This window comes from Microbacterium sp. K36, assembly GCF_004794355.1.
GTDB lineage: Bacteria > Actinomycetota > Actinomycetes > Actinomycetales > Microbacteriaceae > Microbacterium > Microbacterium paraoxydans_D.
In genome coordinates this window covers 1-18004 of record NZ_SSDN01000067.1, presented here as the reverse complement: position 1 = coordinate 18004, position 18004 = coordinate 1, and the positions used below count along the sequence as shown (strand labels likewise).

Annotated in this window: 17 protein-coding genes and 2 tRNA genes; 17 read left to right on the top strand and 2 right to left on the bottom strand. The window is 69.1% G+C overall.

The genetic code is table 11. The features are described from left to right. The 12 genes from DW296_RS07025 to DW296_RS06970 form a co-directional block, all read left to right on the top strand. Positions 1 to 967, top strand: a 967-nt coding sequence (locus DW296_RS07025) for a DUF58 domain-containing protein (RefSeq protein ID WP_136051652.1), incomplete at its 5' end; no start/stop codon positions are given. After that, a complete protein-coding gene (locus DW296_RS07020) occupies positions 964 to 1539 on the top strand; it encodes a hypothetical protein (protein ID WP_136051651.1) in 576 nt (191 codons plus the stop codon). The genes DW296_RS07025 and DW296_RS07020, both read left to right, overlap by 4 nt. A 9-nt stretch (positions 1540 to 1548) precedes the next feature. Further along, entirely contained in the window at positions 1549 to 4437 is a 2889-nt protein-coding gene (gene uvrA / locus DW296_RS07015) for an excinuclease ABC subunit UvrA (RefSeq protein ID WP_136051650.1), read from the top strand. Then, entirely contained in the window at positions 4437 to 6341 is a 1905-nt protein-coding gene (gene uvrC / locus DW296_RS07010; protein WP_136051649.1) for an excinuclease ABC subunit UvrC, read from the top strand. Before uvrA ends, uvrC begins: the two co-directional genes overlap by 1 nt. Before the next feature lie 38 nt (positions 6342 to 6379). After that, complete coding sequence (rapZ, locus tag DW296_RS07005; protein WP_060921192.1) at positions 6380 to 7252, top strand: RNase adapter RapZ; 873 nt, start codon at positions 6380 to 6382, stop codon at positions 7250 to 7252. 63 nt (positions 7253 to 7315) lie between these two features. Continuing rightward, complete coding sequence (gene whiA, locus DW296_RS07000) at positions 7316 to 8293, top strand: DNA-binding protein WhiA (RefSeq protein ID WP_060921191.1); 978 nt, start codon at positions 7316 to 7318, stop codon at positions 8291 to 8293. A 161-nt stretch (positions 8294 to 8454) separates the two neighbouring features. Next, positions 8455 to 9081: a superoxide dismutase gene (locus DW296_RS06995; protein ID WP_025105027.1), complete on the top strand. Its 627-nt coding sequence runs from the start codon at positions 8455 to 8457 to the stop codon at positions 9079 to 9081. Between the two features lie 115 nt (positions 9082 to 9196). Next, positions 9197 to 10207 (top strand): type I glyceraldehyde-3-phosphate dehydrogenase, encoded by a 1011-nt coding sequence (gap, locus tag DW296_RS06990; RefSeq protein WP_025105026.1) that lies wholly within the window; start codon positions 9197 to 9199, stop codon positions 10205 to 10207. A gap of 10 nt (positions 10208 to 10217) precedes the next feature. Next, positions 10218 to 11432 carry a phosphoglycerate kinase gene (locus DW296_RS06985; protein WP_102209576.1) on the top strand — a complete coding sequence of 405 codons (1215 nt, stop codon included), beginning with the start codon at positions 10218 to 10220 and terminating at the stop codon, positions 11430 to 11432. Beyond that, complete coding sequence (gene tpiA / locus DW296_RS06980) at positions 11423 to 12214, top strand: triose-phosphate isomerase (RefSeq protein ID WP_025105024.1); 792 nt, start codon at positions 11423 to 11425, stop codon at positions 12212 to 12214. The genes DW296_RS06985 and tpiA overlap by 10 nt, the downstream gene beginning before the upstream one ends. 80 nt (positions 12215 to 12294) lie before the next feature. Next, positions 12295 to 12543 (top strand): preprotein translocase subunit SecG, encoded by a 249-nt coding sequence (gene secG, locus DW296_RS06975; RefSeq protein ID WP_025105023.1) that lies wholly within the window; start codon positions 12295 to 12297, stop codon positions 12541 to 12543. Next, a complete protein-coding gene (locus DW296_RS06970) occupies positions 12543 to 12896 on the top strand; it encodes an RNA polymerase-binding protein RbpA (protein WP_025105022.1) in 354 nt (117 codons plus the stop codon). Before secG ends, DW296_RS06970 begins: the two co-directional genes overlap by 1 nt. 56 nt (positions 12897 to 12952) lie before the next feature. Here DW296_RS06970 and DW296_RS06965 read toward each other — a convergent pair whose 3' ends face one another. Both DW296_RS06965 and DW296_RS06960 read right to left on the bottom strand, forming a co-directional pair. After that, positions 12953 to 14182 (bottom strand): hypothetical protein, encoded by a 1230-nt coding sequence (locus tag DW296_RS06965; RefSeq protein WP_136051648.1) that lies wholly within the window; start codon positions 14180 to 14182, stop codon positions 12953 to 12955. 71 nt (positions 14183 to 14253) lie between these two features. Beyond that, a tRNA-Gly gene (locus tag DW296_RS06960) sits at positions 14254 to 14327 on the bottom strand. Positions 14328 to 14421: 94 nt separating this feature from the next. Between DW296_RS06960 and DW296_RS06955 the strand changes: the two genes are divergently transcribed. The 5 genes from DW296_RS06955 (at position 14422) to DW296_RS06935 (ending at position 17929) form a co-directional block, all read left to right on the top strand. Continuing rightward, positions 14422 to 14495, top strand: a tRNA-Pro gene (locus tag DW296_RS06955). A gap of 60 nt (positions 14496 to 14555) precedes the next feature. Continuing rightward, positions 14556 to 16034 (top strand): trigger factor, encoded by a 1479-nt coding sequence (gene tig / locus DW296_RS06950; RefSeq protein WP_085607830.1) that lies wholly within the window; start codon positions 14556 to 14558, stop codon positions 16032 to 16034. A 72-nt stretch (positions 16035 to 16106) separates the two neighbouring features. Further along, positions 16107 to 16601: a tetratricopeptide repeat protein gene (locus DW296_RS06945; protein ID WP_025105019.1), complete on the top strand. Its 495-nt coding sequence runs from the start codon at positions 16107 to 16109 to the stop codon at positions 16599 to 16601. Positions 16602 to 16682: 81 nt separating this feature from the next. After that, positions 16683 to 17270, top strand: coding sequence for an ATP-dependent Clp protease proteolytic subunit (locus DW296_RS06940; RefSeq protein ID WP_025105018.1), 588 nt, complete (start codon positions 16683 to 16685; stop codon positions 17268 to 17270). Between the two features lie 17 nt (positions 17271 to 17287). Beyond that, positions 17288 to 17929 (top strand): ATP-dependent Clp protease proteolytic subunit, encoded by a 642-nt coding sequence (locus tag DW296_RS06935; RefSeq protein WP_025105017.1) that lies wholly within the window; start codon positions 17288 to 17290, stop codon positions 17927 to 17929. The last annotated feature ends 75 nt before the right edge of the window (positions 17930 to 18004 follow it).

Genomic DNA, 18004 nt, shown 5'->3' with positions numbered 1-18004 from the left:
GCCGGGCGCCGCGTGCGTCACCGCGCGCAGCACCCTGCAGCACTCCGGCCCGAGCGAGCCGCTCGGCGTGACCGCGCGGGGATTCGACCTCGACGGTGCCTGGGTCACGGGGCTGCTTCCCCGGACGGCCGTCGCCTGGAACGCGCCGCCGCGTGACGCGCGGATCAGCGCCCTCCCGGTGGCGCCGCGACTCACCGGACTCCACGGTGCGCATCCGGGCACGCGTCCAGGTCAAGGCGGGGACTTCCGCGACATTCAGCCCTTCGTCCCGGGGGATGAGCTCAGACGGGTGGACTGGCGCGCGACCGCGAGGGCTGGCCGTCGCCCCGGCGACCTCCTGGTGCGCAGGGACGACGCGCTGAGCGATTCCTCGGTGGTCATCGCGATCGATACCGCCGAGGACCTGGGTGCCGTCGTCGCGGCGTGGGGGAGCGGCGACGCCGATCGCTCCGGAGTCACCTCGCTCGACCACGCGCGCGAAGCGGCCCTCGCGATCGCCACGACCGCCATCGGCGTCGGGGACCGTGTCGCCTATCACGCGCTCTCCCCGGGCGGGGTCTCGCTGCCGTCCGGCGGCGGAGTGCGGCACCTCGCCCGTCTCCGCCGCGCCATCGCCGCCACCGGTCTCGGCATCGACCCCTCGTACCGTCGCTCGCCGGTGGTGCCGCCCGGGTCGATCGTCTTCGTGCTCTCGACGTTCGTCGACGGCGTCGCCGCGCGGCTGGCGACGAGCTGGCGCGCCGCCGGTCACGCCGTCGTGGCCGTCGATGTGCTCCCTGTGCCCGAGGAGACCCGTCTCACCCGGGAACAGCGGATCGCGCTCCGCACGCTGCTCGCCGAGCGCGCGGACATCCTGACCGAGCTGGCACACGCGGGCATCGAGGTGGTGCCGTGGTCGAGCGGAGCCGATGCGGCGATGCGGCTGGCGGGGCATCGCCTCGCGCGTCGGCGGACGGGGCGCCGATGAGTCGTCCCATCCGCTCGTTCCACATCGGCGCCGCGGTGCCGGGCGCCGTCATCCGGCTCGCGGTGGTCGCCGTGGCCACCGGCGGAGCCCTGCTGCTGATCCCGTTCCCGCTGTGGCACGGCATCGCGGTGCTCGCCGCGCTCGTCGCCGTCGCGATCCCGCGCAGCCTCGCCGCCTGGGTGGCGCTGGCATGCCTACCGTTCGGGGTGATCCTCACGGAACCGGATCCCGGTCGGACGGCATGGGCGCTGCTGTTCGTGCACGCTCTGCATGTGTGCGCGTCGCTGAGTCTCGTGGTGCCGCTGACCTCGCGTGTGGCCCTGCCCGTCCTGATCCCGACCATCGGCCGCTTCCTCACGGTCCAGCTGCTCGCGCAGCCGGTCGCGTTCGGAGTGTGGCTGCTCGCCCAGCGGCAGCTCACCGGCACGACCGCGCTCCTCGCGCCGGTCGCCGCCGCGATGCTGCTGGCCGGCGTCCTGCTCGCGGTCCGCGCCGCGAGACGGGCCGACGACGCGGCCGCGGGAGCCGAGGCGTTGGGCGTTCTCGGAGCCGATGTCCGTGGCCCCTCGTAGACTTGTTCGGTGCCCATCGTCCCCGTTGCTTCCCCAGGAAAACTCAGTGTCCGCGGCGCCCGCGTGCACAATCTCAAGAACGTCGACATCGACATCCCCCGTGACTCGATGGTGGTCTTCACCGGCCTCTCCGGATCGGGGAAGTCGAGCCTCGCCTTCGACACGATCTTCGCCGAGGGGCAGCGTCGGTACGTCGAGTCGCTGAGCGCCTACGCGCGACAGTTCCTCGGCCAGGTCGACCGGCCGGACGTCGACTTCATCGAGGGGCTGAGCCCGGCGGTGTCGATCGATCAGAAGTCGACGAACCGCAACCCGCGGTCGACGGTCGGCACGATCACCGAGATCTACGACTACATGCGTCTGCTCTGGGCGCGCATCGGCGTTCCGCACTGTCCGGTGTGCGGGGAGAAGATCCAGCGTCAGACCGTCCAGCAGATCGCCGACCAGCTCATGGAGCTCCCGGAGCGCACCCGCTACCAGGTCGTCGCGCCGATCGTCTCGCAGAAGAAGGGCGAGTTCGTCGACCTGTTCCGGGAGCTCGGGGCGAAGGGATACTCGCGGGCGATCGTCGACGGCGAGCTCATCCAGCTGGCCGAGCCGCCGACGCTCAAGAAGAGCTACAAGCACGACATCGCCGTGGTCGTCGACCGCCTCGTCGCCTCGCCGGACATCCTCGGACGCGTGACCGACTCGGTGGAGACCGCTCTCGGACTCGCCGGCGGTGTGGTGCAGATCAACTACGTCGACGGCGAGGGCGACGACGCCTGGCAGACCTTCTCGGAGAAGCTCGCGTGCCCCAACGGCCACGCGCTCACCCTCACCGAGATCGAGCCGCGCACGTTCTCCTTCAACGCGCCGTTCGGCGCCTGCCCTGCCTGCTCGGGCCTCGGCACCCGCATGTCGGTGGACGTCGATCTGATGCTCGGCGACGAAGACCTCTCGATCCGAGAGGGCGTCATCATCCCGTGGACCACACAGGGCAAGGGCCTCTTCCAGTACTACGAGCGGCTGCTCGAAGGACTCTCCCGCGACCTCGACTTCTCCCTCGACACCCCGTGGCGCGACCTGCACTCCGACGTCAAGGAAGCGGTGCTGCGCGGAGAGAACTACAAGGTCACCGTCAAGTGGAAGAACCGCTACGGCCGTGAGATGCGCTATGCCTCCGGCTTCGAGGGCGTGGTGCCGTACATCGAGCGGCAGTACCTGCAGGCCGAGTCCGACACCCAGCGCAGCCGGTGGGGCGAGTATCTCCGCGAGGTCCCGTGCCCGGTCTGCAACGGCGACCGTCTCAAGCCCGAGGTGCTGGCCGTGCAGGTGCACGGTCACTCCATCGCCGAGGTCTCGCACCTGAGCCTGGCCGATGCCCGGGCCTTCATGGAGAAGCTGCAGCTCACCGATCGCGAGGCCAAGATCGCCGCCCAGGTGCTCCGTGAGATCCGCCTGCGCCTCGACTTCCTGCTCCAGGTCGGTCTGTCGTACCTCAACCTCAGCCGTTCGGCGGGCTCGCTGTCGGGTGGTGAGGCCCAGCGCATCCGCCTCGCCACGCAGATCGGCTCCGGTCTGACCGGCGTGCTCTACGTCCTCGACGAGCCGTCGATCGGACTGCACCAGCGCGACAACCGCCGACTCATCGAGACGCTGCTCACGCTGCGCGATCTCGGCAACACACTGATCGTCGTCGAGCACGACGAGGAGACGATCGAGGCCGCGGACTGGGTGGTCGACATCGGTCCCGGCGCGGGCGTGAACGGCGGAGCGGTGGTCCACTCCGGGCCGTACTCCGCGCTTCTCGCCGACACCGACTCCATGACCGGCGACTACCTCTCGGGCCGTCGGGAGATCCCGATGCCGGCGAAGCGCCGGAAGATCGACAAGAAGCGCATGCTGAGCGTCGTGGGCGCGCGCGCCAACAACCTCCGCAACGTCACGGCCGACTTCCCGCTCGGCGTCCTCACCGCGGTCACCGGCGTCAGCGGATCCGGGAAGTCGTCCCTCGTGAACGACATCCTGTATCAGGTGCTCGCGTCGCGGCTCAACGGGGCGCGGACGGTGCCGGGCAAGCACACCCGCGTGACCGGGCTCGACAACCTCGACAAGGTCGTACACGTCGACCAGGCGCCGATCGGCCGCACCCCGCGATCGAACCCGGCGACCTACACCGGCGTCTTCGACCGCATCCGCACGCTCTTCAGCGAGACGCCCGAGGCGAAGGTCCGTGGCTACCAGCCGGGCCGGTTCAGCTTCAACGTCAAGGGCGGACGCTGCGAGGCCTGCTCGGGTGACGGCACGATCAGGATCGAGATGAACTTCCTCCCGGACGTGTATGTGGACTGCGAGGTCTGCCACGGCAAGCGGTACAACCGCGACACACTGGCCGTGCACTACAAGGGCAAGAACATCGCCGAGGTGCTGGAGATGCCCATCGAGGAGGCGGCCGAGTTCTTCGAGCCGATCCAGGCCATCCACCGCTACATGAAGACCCTGGTCGACGTGGGGCTGGGGTACGTGCGCCTCGGGCAGTCGGCGACGACGCTCTCCGGCGGTGAGGCGCAGCGCGTGAAGCTCGCGACCGAGCTCCAGCGCCGTAGCAACGGTCGGAGCATCTACGTGCTCGACGAGCCGACGACGGGTCTGCACTTCGAAGACGTGCGCAAGCTCCTCGAGGTGCTGAACGGTCTGGTCGACAAGGGCAACACGGTGATCGTGATCGAGCACAACCTCGACGTGATCAAGTCGGCCGACTGGGTGATCGACCTGGGTCCGGAGGGCGGTTCCGGCGGCGGCACGATCCTCGCCACCGGCACGCCGGAGCAGATCGCGCGGGTCGAGGAGAGCCACACCGGCCAGTTCCTCGCCGAGATCCTGGGTGAGGGGCGCTCCGCGCGGAAGGCCAGCTGATGGCCGACGTGCTGCCGTACAAGCCCCGGGCGGGCGAGATCCCGACCGACCCGGGGGTGTACCGGTTCCGCGACGCCAACGGCCGGGTGCTGTACGTCGGGAAGGCGAAGAACCTCCGTCAGCGGCTGTCGAACTACTTCGCTCCGCTGCGGACGCTGCATGAGCGCACGCGTCGGATGGTGACGACGGCGGCGTCGGTGGAGTGGACGGTCGTGCCCACCGACGTCGACTCCCTCCAGCTCGAATACATGTGGATCAAGGAGTTCGATCCGCCGTTCAACGTCAAGTACCGGGACGACAAGTCGTACCCGTTCATGGCCGTGACGCTGGGGGACGAGGCGCCGCGCGTGCTCGTGACCCGGAACCGGAAGATCCCCGGAGCCCGCTACTTCGGTCCCTATCCGAAGGTCTGGGCGGTGCACGAGACCATCGACCTGATGATCAAAGCCTTCCCCATCCGCACCTGCAGCGACGCGAGCTACAAGCGTGCGATGCAGACGGGCCGCCCGTGCTTCCCCGGGCAGATCGGCAAGTGCGGGGGGCCGTGCTCGATGACGGTGTCGATCGAGGAGCATCGGGCCATGGTCGACGACTTCGTCGCGTTCATGGCGGGCGGTGACGAACGCTTCACCCGCGAGCTCACGCAGCGCATGCTCGCCGCGTCGGCGGCCATGGACTACGAGGCGGCCGCGAAGTACCGGGACAAGCTCTCCGCGATCGAGGCCGTGCTCGGCAAGAGCGCCCTCGTGCTGCCGGCGGACGAGGACGCCGACCTGTTCGGCATCGCCGAGGACGAGCTCGCCGCCGCGGTGCAGCACTTCGTCATCCGCGGCGGTCGTGTCCGAGGTGTCAGAGCCCTCACGATCGAGAAGGAGATCGACATCTCCGGAGGGGAGCTCGTGGAGCAGGTCCTCCAGCAGGCCTACGGGGAGGCGCAGGACGTGCCGCGCCGCATCCTGGTCCCGGTGCTTCCCGACGACGCCTCCGAGCTGGAGGTGTGGCTGCGTGGACGTCGAGGCCGGAAGGTCGAGATCGCGGTGGCGCACCGCGGCCAGCGGGCCGACCTCATGCGCACGGCCACCCTGAACGCCCAGCAGGCGCTGATCAGGCACAAGACGCGTCGGACGAGCGACTACGTCGCGCGCACGCAGGCGCTGACCGATCTGCAGGAAGCGCTGGGCATGGAGGAGGCGCCGCTCCGGATCGAGTGCTTCGACATCTCGCACCTCGGGGGCACGAACGTGGTCGCTTCCATGGTCGTGTTCGAGGACGGGCTGCCGCGCAAGGACCAGTACCGCACCTTCAACATCGCGGAGACGACCGACGACACCGACTCCATGTACCAGGTGCTGCGGCGTCGGCTGGCCTACCTCGACCGCCCGGAGGAGCAGGAGACCGTCGACCCGACCACCGACGAGGTGGTCGCGGAAGACGTCGGCGAGGCGGGTGTGCGCCGGAAGCCCCGGTTCGCCTACCCACCGCAGCTGCTGCTCGTGGACGGAGGGCAGCCCCAGGTCGAGGCCGCGGCCCGAGCCCTCCGCGACTCCGGACACACCGAGATCGCCGTCTGCGGCATCGCCAAGCGCCTGGAGGAGATCTGGCTTCCGGGAGACGACTTCCCGGTCATCCTCCCGCGGACCAGCGAATCTCTCTACCTGCTCCAGCGGCTTCGCGATGAGGCGCATCGATTCGCCATCACGCACCAGCGGAAGAAGCGCAAGAAGGACATCACGACGGTGCTCGCCGAGGTGCCCGGTCTGGGTGCGTCGCGGATCAAGGTCCTGCTGAAGCACTTCGGCTCGGTCACGGCGCTGCGCGCCGCCGAACCCCACCAGATCCAGGAGGTCCAGGGGATCGGACCGGTGCTGGCCCAGAACATCCATACGCACCTGTCCACTCGCTAGGCTGGGAGGCCGAGGGGGAGAAGGAGCAGTGAGTAGCGATGTCTGACGGGGAGAAGGGCGAGTTCCTCATCGTCACCGGGATGTCCGGCGCGGGGCGCACCACGGTGGCCAATGCGCTCGAGGATCTCGGCTGGTACGTCGTGGACAACCTGCCGCCGCAGATTCTCCGTCCGCTGCTCGACCTCACCGGCATGGGCGGGGATTCGCTGCCGAAGGTCGCCGCGGTGGTCGACGTCCGCGGTCGCAACCTCTTCGACGACTTCCCCGAGGTGGCGCGTGTGCTGCGCACCCGGGGATCGATCCGCGTGCTGTTCCTCGATGCGTCCGACGACGTCCTCGTCCGTCGGTTCGAGGCGGTGCGTCGCCCCCACCCGCTGCAGGGCGATGGGACGCTCCTCGACGGCATCCGCACCGAGCGCACCCGGCTGGCGCCGATCCGCGAGGCCGCAGACCTCGTGATCGACACCACGGCGTTGAACATCCATCAGCTGGCGACGAAGGTGTCCGACATCTTCTCCGAGGAGGGGGAGGCGCGGCACCGGGTCACGCTGCTCAGCTTCGGATTCAAGTACGGGCTCCCCACCGACGTCGACGTGGTCGCCGACATGCGGTTCCTTCCCAACCCGTACTGGAATGAAGACCTGCGCGGACTCACGGGGCAGGACGAGACGGTACGCGAGTACGTGCTCTCCCGCGACGGCGCGGAGGAGTTCCTCGACGCCTACGCGAAGGCTCTCGTCCCCGTCCTCGAGGGGTACCAGCGCGAGAACAAGAGCCACTCCACGATCGCCATCGGATGCACGGGAGGCAAGCACCGTTCGGTCGCCATGTCCGAGGAGCTCGCCCGTCGACTGGCGGGAATCCCGGGCGTCGCGGTCAACGTCCGCCACCGTGACCTCGGCAGGGAATAGGCCCCCGAGCGAGTAAGCTGGAGGTTTGCGTCGCGACCCGGCGCGTGAACGTGAAGGAGTCTCGTGGCACTAACCACCGACGTCAAGGCTGAGCTCGTCAGCATCCGCAATGCACCCCCGACGGTGCGCGTCGCTGAGGTGACGGCCATCCTCCGGTTCGCCGGTGGTCTGCACTCCATCGCCGGCCGAGTGGCCGTGGAGGCGGAGGTCGATGCCGAGACCCTCGCCCGCCGTGTGGCCCGTGACCTCGCCGAGATCTACGGCGTCCGTCCCGAGATCGCGCAGGTGCAGTCGAGCACCGCCAACGACGGCGCCCGCTGGGCCGTGCGCGTCATCGCGCAGGGGGAGACCCTGGCCCGCCAGACCGGACTGCTCGACCAGCGTCGCCGCCCGGTCCGCGGACTCCCGAACCGCCTCACCACGGGTTCCCGCGCGGAGGTCGCCGGTCTCTGGCGCGGGGCGTTCCTCGCCGCGGGGACGCTCAGCGAGCCGGGCCGCTCCGCCATGCTCGAGGTCGCCTGCCCGTCGTCCGAGGCGGCCATGGCGCTCGTGGGTGCCGCTCACCGTCTCGGCGTCGCCGCGAAGGCCCGCGAGGTCCGCGGGCTTCCCCGCGTCGTCGTCCGCGAGGGCGAGGCCATCCGCACCATCCTCAGCGAGATGGGTGCCCAGCGCACCGCCCTCGCCTGGGAAGAGCTGCGACAGCGCCGCGAGGTGCGCGCCGGCGTCAACCGCCTCGTCAACTTCGACGATGCGAACCTCCGCCGTTCCGCGCAGGCGGCCGTGGCGGCATGCGCCCGCGTCGAACGCGCTCTCGAGATCCTGGCCGACGAGGTGCCCGACCACCTCCGCGTCGCCGGCGAGCTCCGCCTCGCACACCGGGACGCCAGCCTCGACGAGCTGGGACACCACGCCGACCCTCCGCTCACGAAGGACGCCGTGGCCGGCCGCATCCGCCGCCTGCTGGCGATGGCCGACAAGCGCGCGCAGCAGGAGGGCATCCCGGGGACCGAGGCCGCCGTCCCCGCAGGGCTCGACGTCTGACTCGGGTGACGCCGCCCTGGACGGCGTGTCAACCCCCGGAAGGATCCGGACACCCGAGGCGTTGTCGTCAGTAGGATGAAAGTCGTCCGCTCTCCGTCGCACATCGGCGACGCGGAGCATCGGCAAGCGCCGCGGCGCGGCGCGGATTGGATGAATGCGATATGGCAACCTACACGCTCCCCGACCTTCCCTACGACTTCGCCGCTCTCGAGCCGCACATCAGCGGCAAGATCATGGAGCTGCACCACGACAAGCACCACGCGACTTACGTCGCGGGCGCCAACACCGCCCTGGAGCAGCTGGCCGAGGCCCGCGAGAGCGGCAACCTCGCGAACGTGAACAAGCTCGAGAAGGACCTCGCGTTCAACCTCGGCGGCCACGTCAACCACTCGATCTTCTGGACCAACCTCTCGCCGAACGGCGGCGGCCAGCCCGAGGGCGAGCTCAAGGCGGCCATCGACGAGTACTTCGGCTCCTTCGAGAAGTTCCAGGCGCACTTCACCGCCGCCGCCACCGGGATCCAGGGTTCCGGCTGGGCCGTCCTGAGCTGGGACTCGATCGGCTCGCGCCTCATCATCCAGCAGCTCTTCGACCAGCAGTCGAACACCGCGCAGGGCACCATCCCGCTGTTCCAGCTGGACATGTGGGAGCACGCCTTCTACCTCGACTACCTCAACGTGAAGGCCGACTACGTCAAGGCCGCGTGGAACATCGCCAACTGGGAGAACGTCGCCCAGCGCCTCGAGGTCGCCCGTCAGCAGACGAACGGCCTGCTGGTACTGTCGTAATCGGGTCGCGTCCCGGCGGGCCCACGGCTCGTCGGGGCGCCATCTCAGCCAAAAAACCCGCGCATGGCGCACGCTCGACGGCGGCGCTCGGCGCATGAGAAACAGGGAGACCTGAGTGTCTGTCAAGATCGGTATCAACGGCTTCGGCCGCATCGGACGCAACTACTTCCGCGCAGCTCTCGCGCAGGGAGCAGACCTTGAGATCGTCGCGGTCAACGACCTCACCGACAACAAGACCCTGGCACACCTGCTGAAGTACGACTCGGTCAGCGGCGTCCTCGACGCCGAGATCACGTACGACGACGACAGCATCACCGTCGACGGCAAGGAGATCAAGGCCTTCGCAGAGCGTGACCCCGCCAACCTCCCGTGGGGCGAGCTGGGCGTGGACATCGTCATCGAGTCCACCGGCTTCTTCACCAACGCCGACGCCGCGCGCAAGCACATCGACGCCGGTGCGAAGAAGGTCCTCATCTCGGCTCCGGCCACGGGTGACGACCGCACCATCGTCATGGGCGTGAACGAGGAGACGTACAACCCGGAGACGGACCACATCATCTCCAACGCCTCCTGCACCACGAACTGCCTCGCGCCGCTGGCCAAGGTGTTCAACGACGCCTTCGGCATCGACCGCGGCTTCATGATGACGGCCCACGCGTACACCGCCGACCAGAACCTGCAAGACGGCCCCCACAAGGACCTCCGCCGCGCCCGCGCCGCCGCGATCAACATCACGCCGGCCTCGACGGGTGCCGCGAAGGCCATCGGCCTCGTCCTCCCGGAGCTGAACGGCAAGCTCAGCGGCTCGTCGTACCGCGTGCCGGTCCCCACGGGCTCGATCGTCGACCTCACGCTCATCACGGACCGCGAGAACCTCACGGTGGACGAGGTCAACGAGGCCTACAAGAAGGCCGCGGCCGAGGGTCGTCTGGCCGGGTACCTGCAGTACAACGAGGACCCGATCGTGTCGAGCGACATCGTGCACAACCCGCACTCGTCGATCTTCGACTCCACGCTCACCAACGTCAGCGGCAACCTGATCAAGGTCTCGAGCTGGTACGACAACGAGTGGGGCTACTCCAACCGTCTCGTCGACCTGACCGAGTACGTCGCCGAGCGCATCTGAGCTCCGACACATGACTCTGCGCACCCTGGACTCACTGGGTTCGCTCGAGGGCAAGCGCGTCATCGTCCGTTGTGATCTGAACGTCCCCCTGCGGGACGGGGTCATCACGGACGATGGCCGTGTCCGCGCCTCGCTGCCGACCCTGAAGACCCTCATCGACGCGGGCGCCCGCGTCGTCGTCTGCTCGCACCTCGGCCGCCCCGACGGCGCCCCCGACCCGCAGTACAGCCTCGAGCCGGTCGCCCAGCGGCTGTCCGAGCTGCTCGGCGCGCCGGTCGCCTTCGCGGGCGACACGGTCGGCGAGGCCGCGAAGGATGCCGTGGCGTCCCTCGAGAACGGCCAGGTCGTCGTGATCGAGAACCTCCGGTTCAACCCGGGGGAGACCTCGAAGGACGACGCCGAGCGTGGCGCCTTCGCGGCGCAGCTCGCGGAGCTGGGCGACGTGCTCGTCTCCGACGGCTTCGGCGTCGTACACCGCAAGCAGGCGAGCGTCTACGACCTCGCGAAGCTGCTGCCCTCGGCGGCCGGCCTCCTGATCGCGACCGAGCTCGACGTGCTCGACCGCTTGACGGAGAACCCGGAGCGGCCGTACGCGGTGGTGCTCGGCGGGTCCAAGGTGAGCGACAAGCTCGGAGTCATCTCGCACCTGCTCCCGCGGGTCGACCGCATCCTCGTCGGCGGCGGCATGCTCTTCACCTTCCTGAAGGCGCAGGGCCATGCCGTCGCGTCGAGCCTCCTCGAGGAGGACCAGCTCGAGACCGTGCGCGGGTACATCGCCGAAGCGGCAGAGCGCGGCGTGGAGCTCGTGCTCCCCACCGATGTGGTGGTCGCCGCGTCCTTCGGCGCCGACGCGGACCACGAGGTGGCCGCCGCGGACGCGATCGAGGAGACGGCGTTCGGCTCGTCGGGCATCGGCCTCGACATCGGGCCGGAGACCGCGGCGCGCTTCGCCGAGGTCATCCGCGGGTCGAAGACCGTGTTCTGGAACGGCCCGATGGGCGTGTTCGAGTTCCCGGCGTTCGCCGCGGGCACGAAGGCCGTCGCGCAGGCGCTAACCGAGGTCGACGGCCTCAGCGTGGTCGGTGGCGGCGACTCCGCCGCAGCCGTCCGTCAGCTCGGATTCACCGACGACCAGTTCGGGCACATCTCGACCGGCGGCGGCGCGAGCCTCGAATTCCTCGAGGGCAAGAAACTACCTGGGCTGGAGGTCCTCGGATGGGCGTGAGCTCCCGTACCCCGCTGATCGCGGGCAACTGGAAGATGAACCTGGATCACCTGCAGGCGGTGGCGTTCGTGCAGAAGCTGCACTGGACGCTGAAGGACGCCAAGCACGAGGACGGATCCGTGGAGGTGGCGGTCTTCCCGCCCTTCACCGACATCCGCAGCGTGCAGACGCTGATCGACGCGGACAAGATCCCGTTCGCGTTCGGTGCGCAGGACGTCTCGGCGCACGACTCCGGTGCGTACACGGGCGAGATCTCCGGGGCGTTCCTGGCGAAGCTCGACGCGAAGTATGTCATCATCGGACACTCCGAGCGTCGCGAGTACCACGCCGAGTCCGACGAGATCGTGGCCGGAAAGGTGAAGGCCGCGCTCAAGCACGGCCTCTCCCCGGTGATCTGCGTCGGCGAGACGGCGGAGGACCTGGAGAAGTTCGGTGCCAGCGCGGTTCCGGCCGGACAGCTCGAGGCCGCCCTCCAGGGCGTCTCCCCGTCGGCTGACATCGTCGTGGCGTATGAGCCCGTCTGGGCCATCGGATCGGGACAGGCGGCGACTCCGCAGCAGGCGCAGGACGTCTGCGCGGCGCTCCGCGGTGTGATCGCGAAGGTCCTCGGCGACGAGGCGGCGGCCCGCACCCGCATCCTCTACGGCGGATCGGTCAAGGCGGCCAACATCGCCAGCTTCATGCGCGAGCCCGACGTGGACGGCGCTCTGGTCGGCGGCGCGAGCCTCGTCGTCGACGAGTTCGCAGCGATCATCCGCTTCGAGAAGCACGTCGGCGTGTGAGTGCGGCGGGGCTCCGGCCCCGCTGCACCGTATACTTGACCGTTACGGGGGCGCTCCGGCCCCAGCGAAAGGCTCTTTCCGTGGCAATTCTCGAGTTCGTCCTGCAGGTCGTGCTGGGCATCACCAGCGTCCTGCTGACTCTCCTCATCCTCTTGCACAAGGGTCGCGGCGGCGGCCTGTCCGACATGTTCGGCGGCGGCATGACCACTGCGGTCGGCTCCTCCGGTCTCGCAGAGCGGAACCTGAACCGCTTCACCGTCGTCCTGGCGCTCACGTGGTTCATCGCCATCGTGGCGCTCGGCCTCATCACGAAGTTCGAGGTGATCTGATGGCTACCGGTGGAAACGCGATACGCGGTACCCGTGTCGGTTCCGGTCCCATGGGGGAGCAGGACCACGGCTACCACGCCGACCGCATCGCGGTGTCGTATTGGGACGGTCTCGGCAACGAGACGGTCCGCTACTTCGCAGCTGGTCTCCCCGAGGAGGAGATCCCGGAGATCATCGACCACCCGCAGTCCGGTCTTCCGGCCGGGCGCGACAAGGAGAACCCTCCTGCCGTCGCCAAGGCCGAGCCGTACAAGACGCACCTGGCATACGTGAAGGAGCGTCGCACGGACGAGGAGGCCGTCCAGCTCCTGGAGGACGCCCTCACCCAGCTTCGCGAGCGTCGAGGTCAGTGACCGCCGACTGAGCGAGAGGAGAAGCCGCCGTGGGGACCACGGCGGCTTCTTCCGTCTCAGCGGCAGCCGGCCGCCGCGTCGATGTAGTTCTGAGGCGGGTACCCGTAGGCCCAGACCCCGTTCGCGTCATCCGTGAAGCCCATGCTGATCGCCCAGGCCGTCGCCCACTTCTCGATGCTGTCCTGGGTGGACGAGTCGTACATGTCCTGACATTTGACGCTGATGGCGTGGCCCACCTCGTGGGCGACGAGTGCCTTGCTGCGTTCCGCGGGCCACTGCTCCGCGACCGAGTCGGACAGCTCGATGACTGCGCGTCCCGGTGTGTCCCACCACCAGGTCGTGTACCCGCCCATGCTGCCGTTGTACCCGGCGCCGTTGACGACGGGGGCCCAGTCGAACTCGAGCAGGACCCCGGGGGCGAGGGACCGGGCGAAGGCCTCGATCGCCAGTCGGGCGGCGCGGAGCGGTCCCGCCTTCTCCGCCAGCTCGGCATTCTCCGCCGAGACGACCTCAGTGGCCGCCTTCTGCAGGGCGACGTAGGCGGCCGCGGCCGCGTCGTCGACCTCGGTGACGGCGAGAGCATCCGCGGCGGCTCCGCGCAGAGCGATCACGGCGGCGTTGCGGGTCGACGGATGCGCGCTCTCGAAGGCGCTTGCGGCCTCGGCTGCGGCGATGAGCACGGCCACGCCGTTCGTCCGGACCGCGTCCACGCTCGCGGCGGCGGACGTGGAGGCGCTGTCCATCGACTCGGCGACGTCGCGCAGGATGCTCTGGTCCTCGGCGAGACGGCTCGTCGCGGCGAAGAGGTCCCAGAACCAGCCGGGTTTCGTCTCGTCGGCTGGGAGCCGCGTCGCGAGGACGTCCTCGGCCTCGGCGCCGGTGGTCTCGCCCTCCGCCACGGCGGAGTCCAGGGCCGTCCAGAGGTCCTCGGGAACGGCGAGGGCAGGCGCGCCGGTGTCGATGATGACGTGGCCGGCATCCGTCGCCGCGATCAGATCGGCGGTCCGCTGCTGGAGTTCCGTCTGCTGGGCGGTCACCGATCGGGTGGCGTCCTCGACCCCGCTGGCGGCCTCGTCGTATCCCTGGTTCGCGACGAGCTGCGTGATGCCGAGACCCGTCAACACCGCGACCGTGCCGACGGTGCCGGCGAGGACGCCCCTCAGCCGTCGCCGGTCACGCGGAGGTCGTGGCGGGACGGGAGCGGAGGAGAGCACGGGCGGGAGACGATGCCCGCCCGGAGTCGGCCTCGTGGCGGTCGCGGCAACCGACGGGGGAGGTGCGGTCACGAGGCGCTCATCTCGGCAGGCCTTCCGGTCGGGAGCTGATCCTGTCAGCGTATTCGACCGAGGCGACGACGTGGAGGGGGTGACGGGAATCGAACCCGCGCAATCAGTTTGGAAGACTGAGACTCTACCATTGAGCTACACCCCCGGAACCGGAGTCCGGACTCCATCGATCATAGCGGACGGTCGGGCGTGCTCCTGTCCGTTAGACTCGATGGGGCTGAATCTGCGTGCGGATTCCCCGGGGCGTAGCTCAGCTTGGTAGAGCGCCCGCTTTGGGAGCGGGAGGTCGCAGGTTCAACTCCTGTCGCCCCGACTCGACCCCACGACCTTCCAGCCGCGTTCCGCGCGGAAACCACAAGGAGAACACACCAGCATGGCGAACAGCACCGTCGAGAAGCTGACCCCGACCCGGGTCAAGCTCACCATCACGGTCACCCCGGACGACCTCAAGCCCAGCATCGCGCACGCCTACGAGCACATCGCGCAGGACGTCCAGATCCCCGGCTTCCGCAAGGGCAAGGTGCCCGCTCCGATCATCGACCAGCGCATCGGCCGCGGCGCCGTCATCGAGCACGCCGTCAACGAGGGCCTGGACAAGTTCTTCCGCGAGGCGACCGCCGAGCACAAGCTCCGCATCGTCGGCCGTCCGTCGGCCGAGATCACGCAGTGGCCGAACGAGAAGGACTTCTCGGGCGACCTGCTCGTCGACGTCGAGGTCGACGTGCGCCCGGAGATCGAGCTGCCGGACTACGCGGGCATCACCCTCGAGGTCGACGCCGTGGAGGCCGACGAGGCCGCCCTCGACGCTGAGCTGGAGAACATGCGCGCCCGCTTCGGCACGCTCATCCCCGTCGACCGCCCGGCAGCCAAGGGCGATTTCGTCGAGCTGGACCTCGTCGCCACCATCGACGGCGCCGAGATCGACCGCGCCGAGGGCGTCTCCTACGAGATCGGCTCCGGCGAGCTCCTCGAGGGCATCGACGACGCGATCGAGTCGCTCACCGCCGGTGAGGACACCACCTTCCGCTCCGCCCTCGTCGGCGGCGACCACGCCGGCAAGGAGGCGGAGGTCTCCGTCACCGTCAAGGCCGTCAAGGAGCGCGAGCTCCCCGAGGCCGACGACGAGTTCGCGCAGATCGCGAGCGAGTTCGACACGATCGCCGAGCTGCGCGACAGCCTGCGCGAGCGCGTCGAACAGCAGGGCGTCTTCACGCAGGGTTCCGCCGCCCGCGACAAGCTCGTCGAGACGCTGCTCGCGCAGATCGAGATCCCGGTCCCGCCGCAGCTCATCGAGGACGAGGTGCACAACCACCTCGAGGGCGAGGGCCGTCTCGAGGACGACGTGCACCGCGCCGAGGTGACCGAGGCCAGCGAGAAGCAGTTCCGCACGCAGGTGCTGCTCGACACGATCGCCGAGCAGGCCGACGTGCAGGTCTCGCAGGAGGAGCTCTCGCAGTACCTCATCCAGTCCGCCGCGCAGTACGGTATGGCACCGCAGGAGTTCGTCGAGGCGCTGCAGTCCTCGAACCAGCTCCCCGCGCTGGTCGGCGAGGTCGCCCGCAACAAGGCGCTCGCGATCGCGCTGGGCAAGGTCAAGGTCGTGGACACCAACGGCAAGGCCGTCGACCTCTCCGACTTCGTCGTGACCGACGACGAGGCCGAGTCCGAGGACGAGAAGCCCGCCGAGGCCGAGGAGAAGCCGGCCGCGAAGAAGAAGGCTCCGGCCAAGAAGGCGGCCGCCAAGAAGGACGCCGACGCGGACGAGAAGCCCGCCGCGGAGAAGAAGCCCGCCGCCAAGAAGCCGGCGGCGAAGAAGGCTCCGGCCAAGAAGGACGCCGACACCGCCGAGTGATCGGCGCGGTCGAGTGAAGAGGGCGGGTGCTGCGGCATCCGCCCTCTTTCTCATCGAGGGAAGGACGACAGGATGACGAGCTGGGACGACCGCATCGAGCAGGTGTGGGCGGAGGCCTCCGGAGAGGAGGTCGGCGACGAGACGATCGCCCGCATCGACGCCCTCGCCGCCGAACGGGGTGCGGACGACGCCCGGGCCGAGTTCGAGCGCGCCGGTGCTCGCGATTCCGCCGGCCGCCCGGCGGAGGCCGTGGAGCTCTACCGTCGCGCCCTGGCCCTCGGCCTCGACGAGGAGCATCGCCCCCAGTGCGTGATCCAGCTCGCGAGCTCGCTGCGCAACCTCGGGGACTACGACGAGGCGCTGCGGGTGATCCGCGCCGAGGAGGAGATCGCGGCGGACGGGCCGTATCGGGACGCGGTCGCAGTGGTGCACGCCCTCATCCTCGCGAGTGCCGGCCGGCCCGCGCAGGGCCTGTCGGTGGCCATCCTCGCGCTCGTCCCGCACCTGCCGCGCTACCACCGGTCGATGACGGCGTACGCGCACGAGATCGCCGGCAGCGACACCTGATATGCCGACGGCGAACACGACCTAGGGGCTGTGCGCGCGCCGGTAGATTCGAATCACTGAAACACGGAAGCAGGAGCTGACATGGCTGAACCCCTCGTCGCGACAAGCGTCTTCGACAGGTTGCTGAAGGACCGCATCATCTGGCTCGGCTCGGAGGTGCGAGACGACAACGCCAACGAGATCTGCGCGAAGATCCTCCTTCTCGCCGCCGAAGACTCCGAGAAGGACATCTACCTCTACATCAACTCGCCCGGCGGCTCGATCACCGCGGGCATGGCGATCTACGACACGATGCAGTTCGTGCCGAACGACATCGTCACCGTCGGCATCGGCATGGCCGCGTCCATGGGCCAGCTGCTGCTGACGAGCGGCACCAAGGGCAAGCGCTACATCACGCCGAACGCCCGCGTGCTGCTGCACCAGCCGCACGGCGGCTTCGGCGGCACCGCGAGCGACATCCAGACCCAGGCGCAGCTCATCCTGTCGATGAAGAAGCGCCTCGCCGAGATCACGGCGTCGCAGACCGGCAAGCCCGTCGAGCAGATCAACGCCGACGGCGACCGCGACCGCTGGTTCACGGCGGAGGAGGCCCTCGAGTACGGCTTCGTCGACCACATCCGCGAGCACGCCAGCGACGTCACCGGCGGCGGCGGCACGGGCGTCGAGTAAGGATTCGAGAGGACACCATGTACACACCCACGTTCCAGTCCGCCGGAAACCTGCCCTCCAGCCGGTATGTGCTGCCGCAGTTCGAGGAGCGCACCGCCTACGGCTTCAAGCGCCAGGACCCGTACAACAAGCTGTTCGAAGACCGCGTGATCTTCCTCGGCGTGCAGGTCGACGACGCGTCGGCCGACGACGTCATGGCGCAGCTCCTCGTCCTGGAGAGCCAGGACTCCGAGCGCGACATCACCATGTACATCAACTCGCCGGGTGGCTCGTTCACCGCGATGACGGCGATCTACGACACGATGCAGTACGTCGCGCCGCAGATCCAGACCGTCGTGCTCGGCCAGGCGGCCTCGGCCGCTTCCGTGTTGCTCGCGGCCGGTGCCCCCGGCAAGCGTCTCGCCCTGCCGAACGCGCGCGTGCTGATGCACCAGCCGGCGATGGGGGAGGCCGGACACGGTCAGGCCTCCGACATCGAGATCCAGGCGGCGGAGATCCTCCGCATGCGCACCTGGCTCGAGGAGACCATGGCCCGTCACACCGGCAAGCCGGTCGAGCAGGTCAACCGCGACATCGATCGCGACAAGATCCTCTCGGCCAACGAGGCGCTGGAGTACGGCATCGTCGACCAGGTGCTCACCTCGCGCAAGCGCGCGTAATCCGCACCCGCAGAAGAGGACGCCCGTCGATCGACGGGCGTCCTCTTCGCGTGTCCGGCGGATGCGCGCGGGAGG

Excerpts from the sequence above, each read along its gene's own strand:
- DW296_RS07020 (WP_136051651.1), top strand. The coding sequence starts at position 964 with ATGAGTCGTCCCATCCGCTCGTTCCACATCGGCGCCGCGGTGCCGGGC.
- uvrC (WP_136051649.1), top strand. The coding sequence starts at position 4,437 with ATGGCCGACGTGCTGCCGTACAAGCCCCGGGCGGGCGAGATCCCGACC.
- rapZ (WP_060921192.1), top strand. The coding sequence starts at position 6,380 with ATGTCTGACGGGGAGAAGGGCGAGTTCCTCATCGTCACCGGGATGTCC.
- DW296_RS06995 (WP_025105027.1), top strand. The coding sequence starts at position 8,455 with ATGGCAACCTACACGCTCCCCGACCTTCCCTACGACTTCGCCGCTCTC.
- DW296_RS06985 (WP_102209576.1), top strand. The coding sequence starts at position 10,218 with ATGACTCTGCGCACCCTGGACTCACTGGGTTCGCTCGAGGGCAAGCGC.
- tpiA (WP_025105024.1), top strand. The coding sequence starts at position 11,423 with ATGGGCGTGAGCTCCCGTACCCCGCTGATCGCGGGCAACTGGAAGATG.
- DW296_RS06970 (WP_025105022.1), top strand. The coding sequence starts at position 12,543 with ATGGCTACCGGTGGAAACGCGATACGCGGTACCCGTGTCGGTTCCGGT.
- tig (WP_085607830.1), top strand. The coding sequence starts at position 14,556 with ATGGCGAACAGCACCGTCGAGAAGCTGACCCCGACCCGGGTCAAGCTC.
- DW296_RS06945 (WP_025105019.1), top strand. The coding sequence starts at position 16,107 with ATGACGAGCTGGGACGACCGCATCGAGCAGGTGTGGGCGGAGGCCTCC.
- DW296_RS06940 (WP_025105018.1), top strand. The coding sequence starts at position 16,683 with ATGGCTGAACCCCTCGTCGCGACAAGCGTCTTCGACAGGTTGCTGAAG.
- DW296_RS06935 (WP_025105017.1), top strand. The coding sequence starts at position 17,288 with ATGTACACACCCACGTTCCAGTCCGCCGGAAACCTGCCCTCCAGCCGG.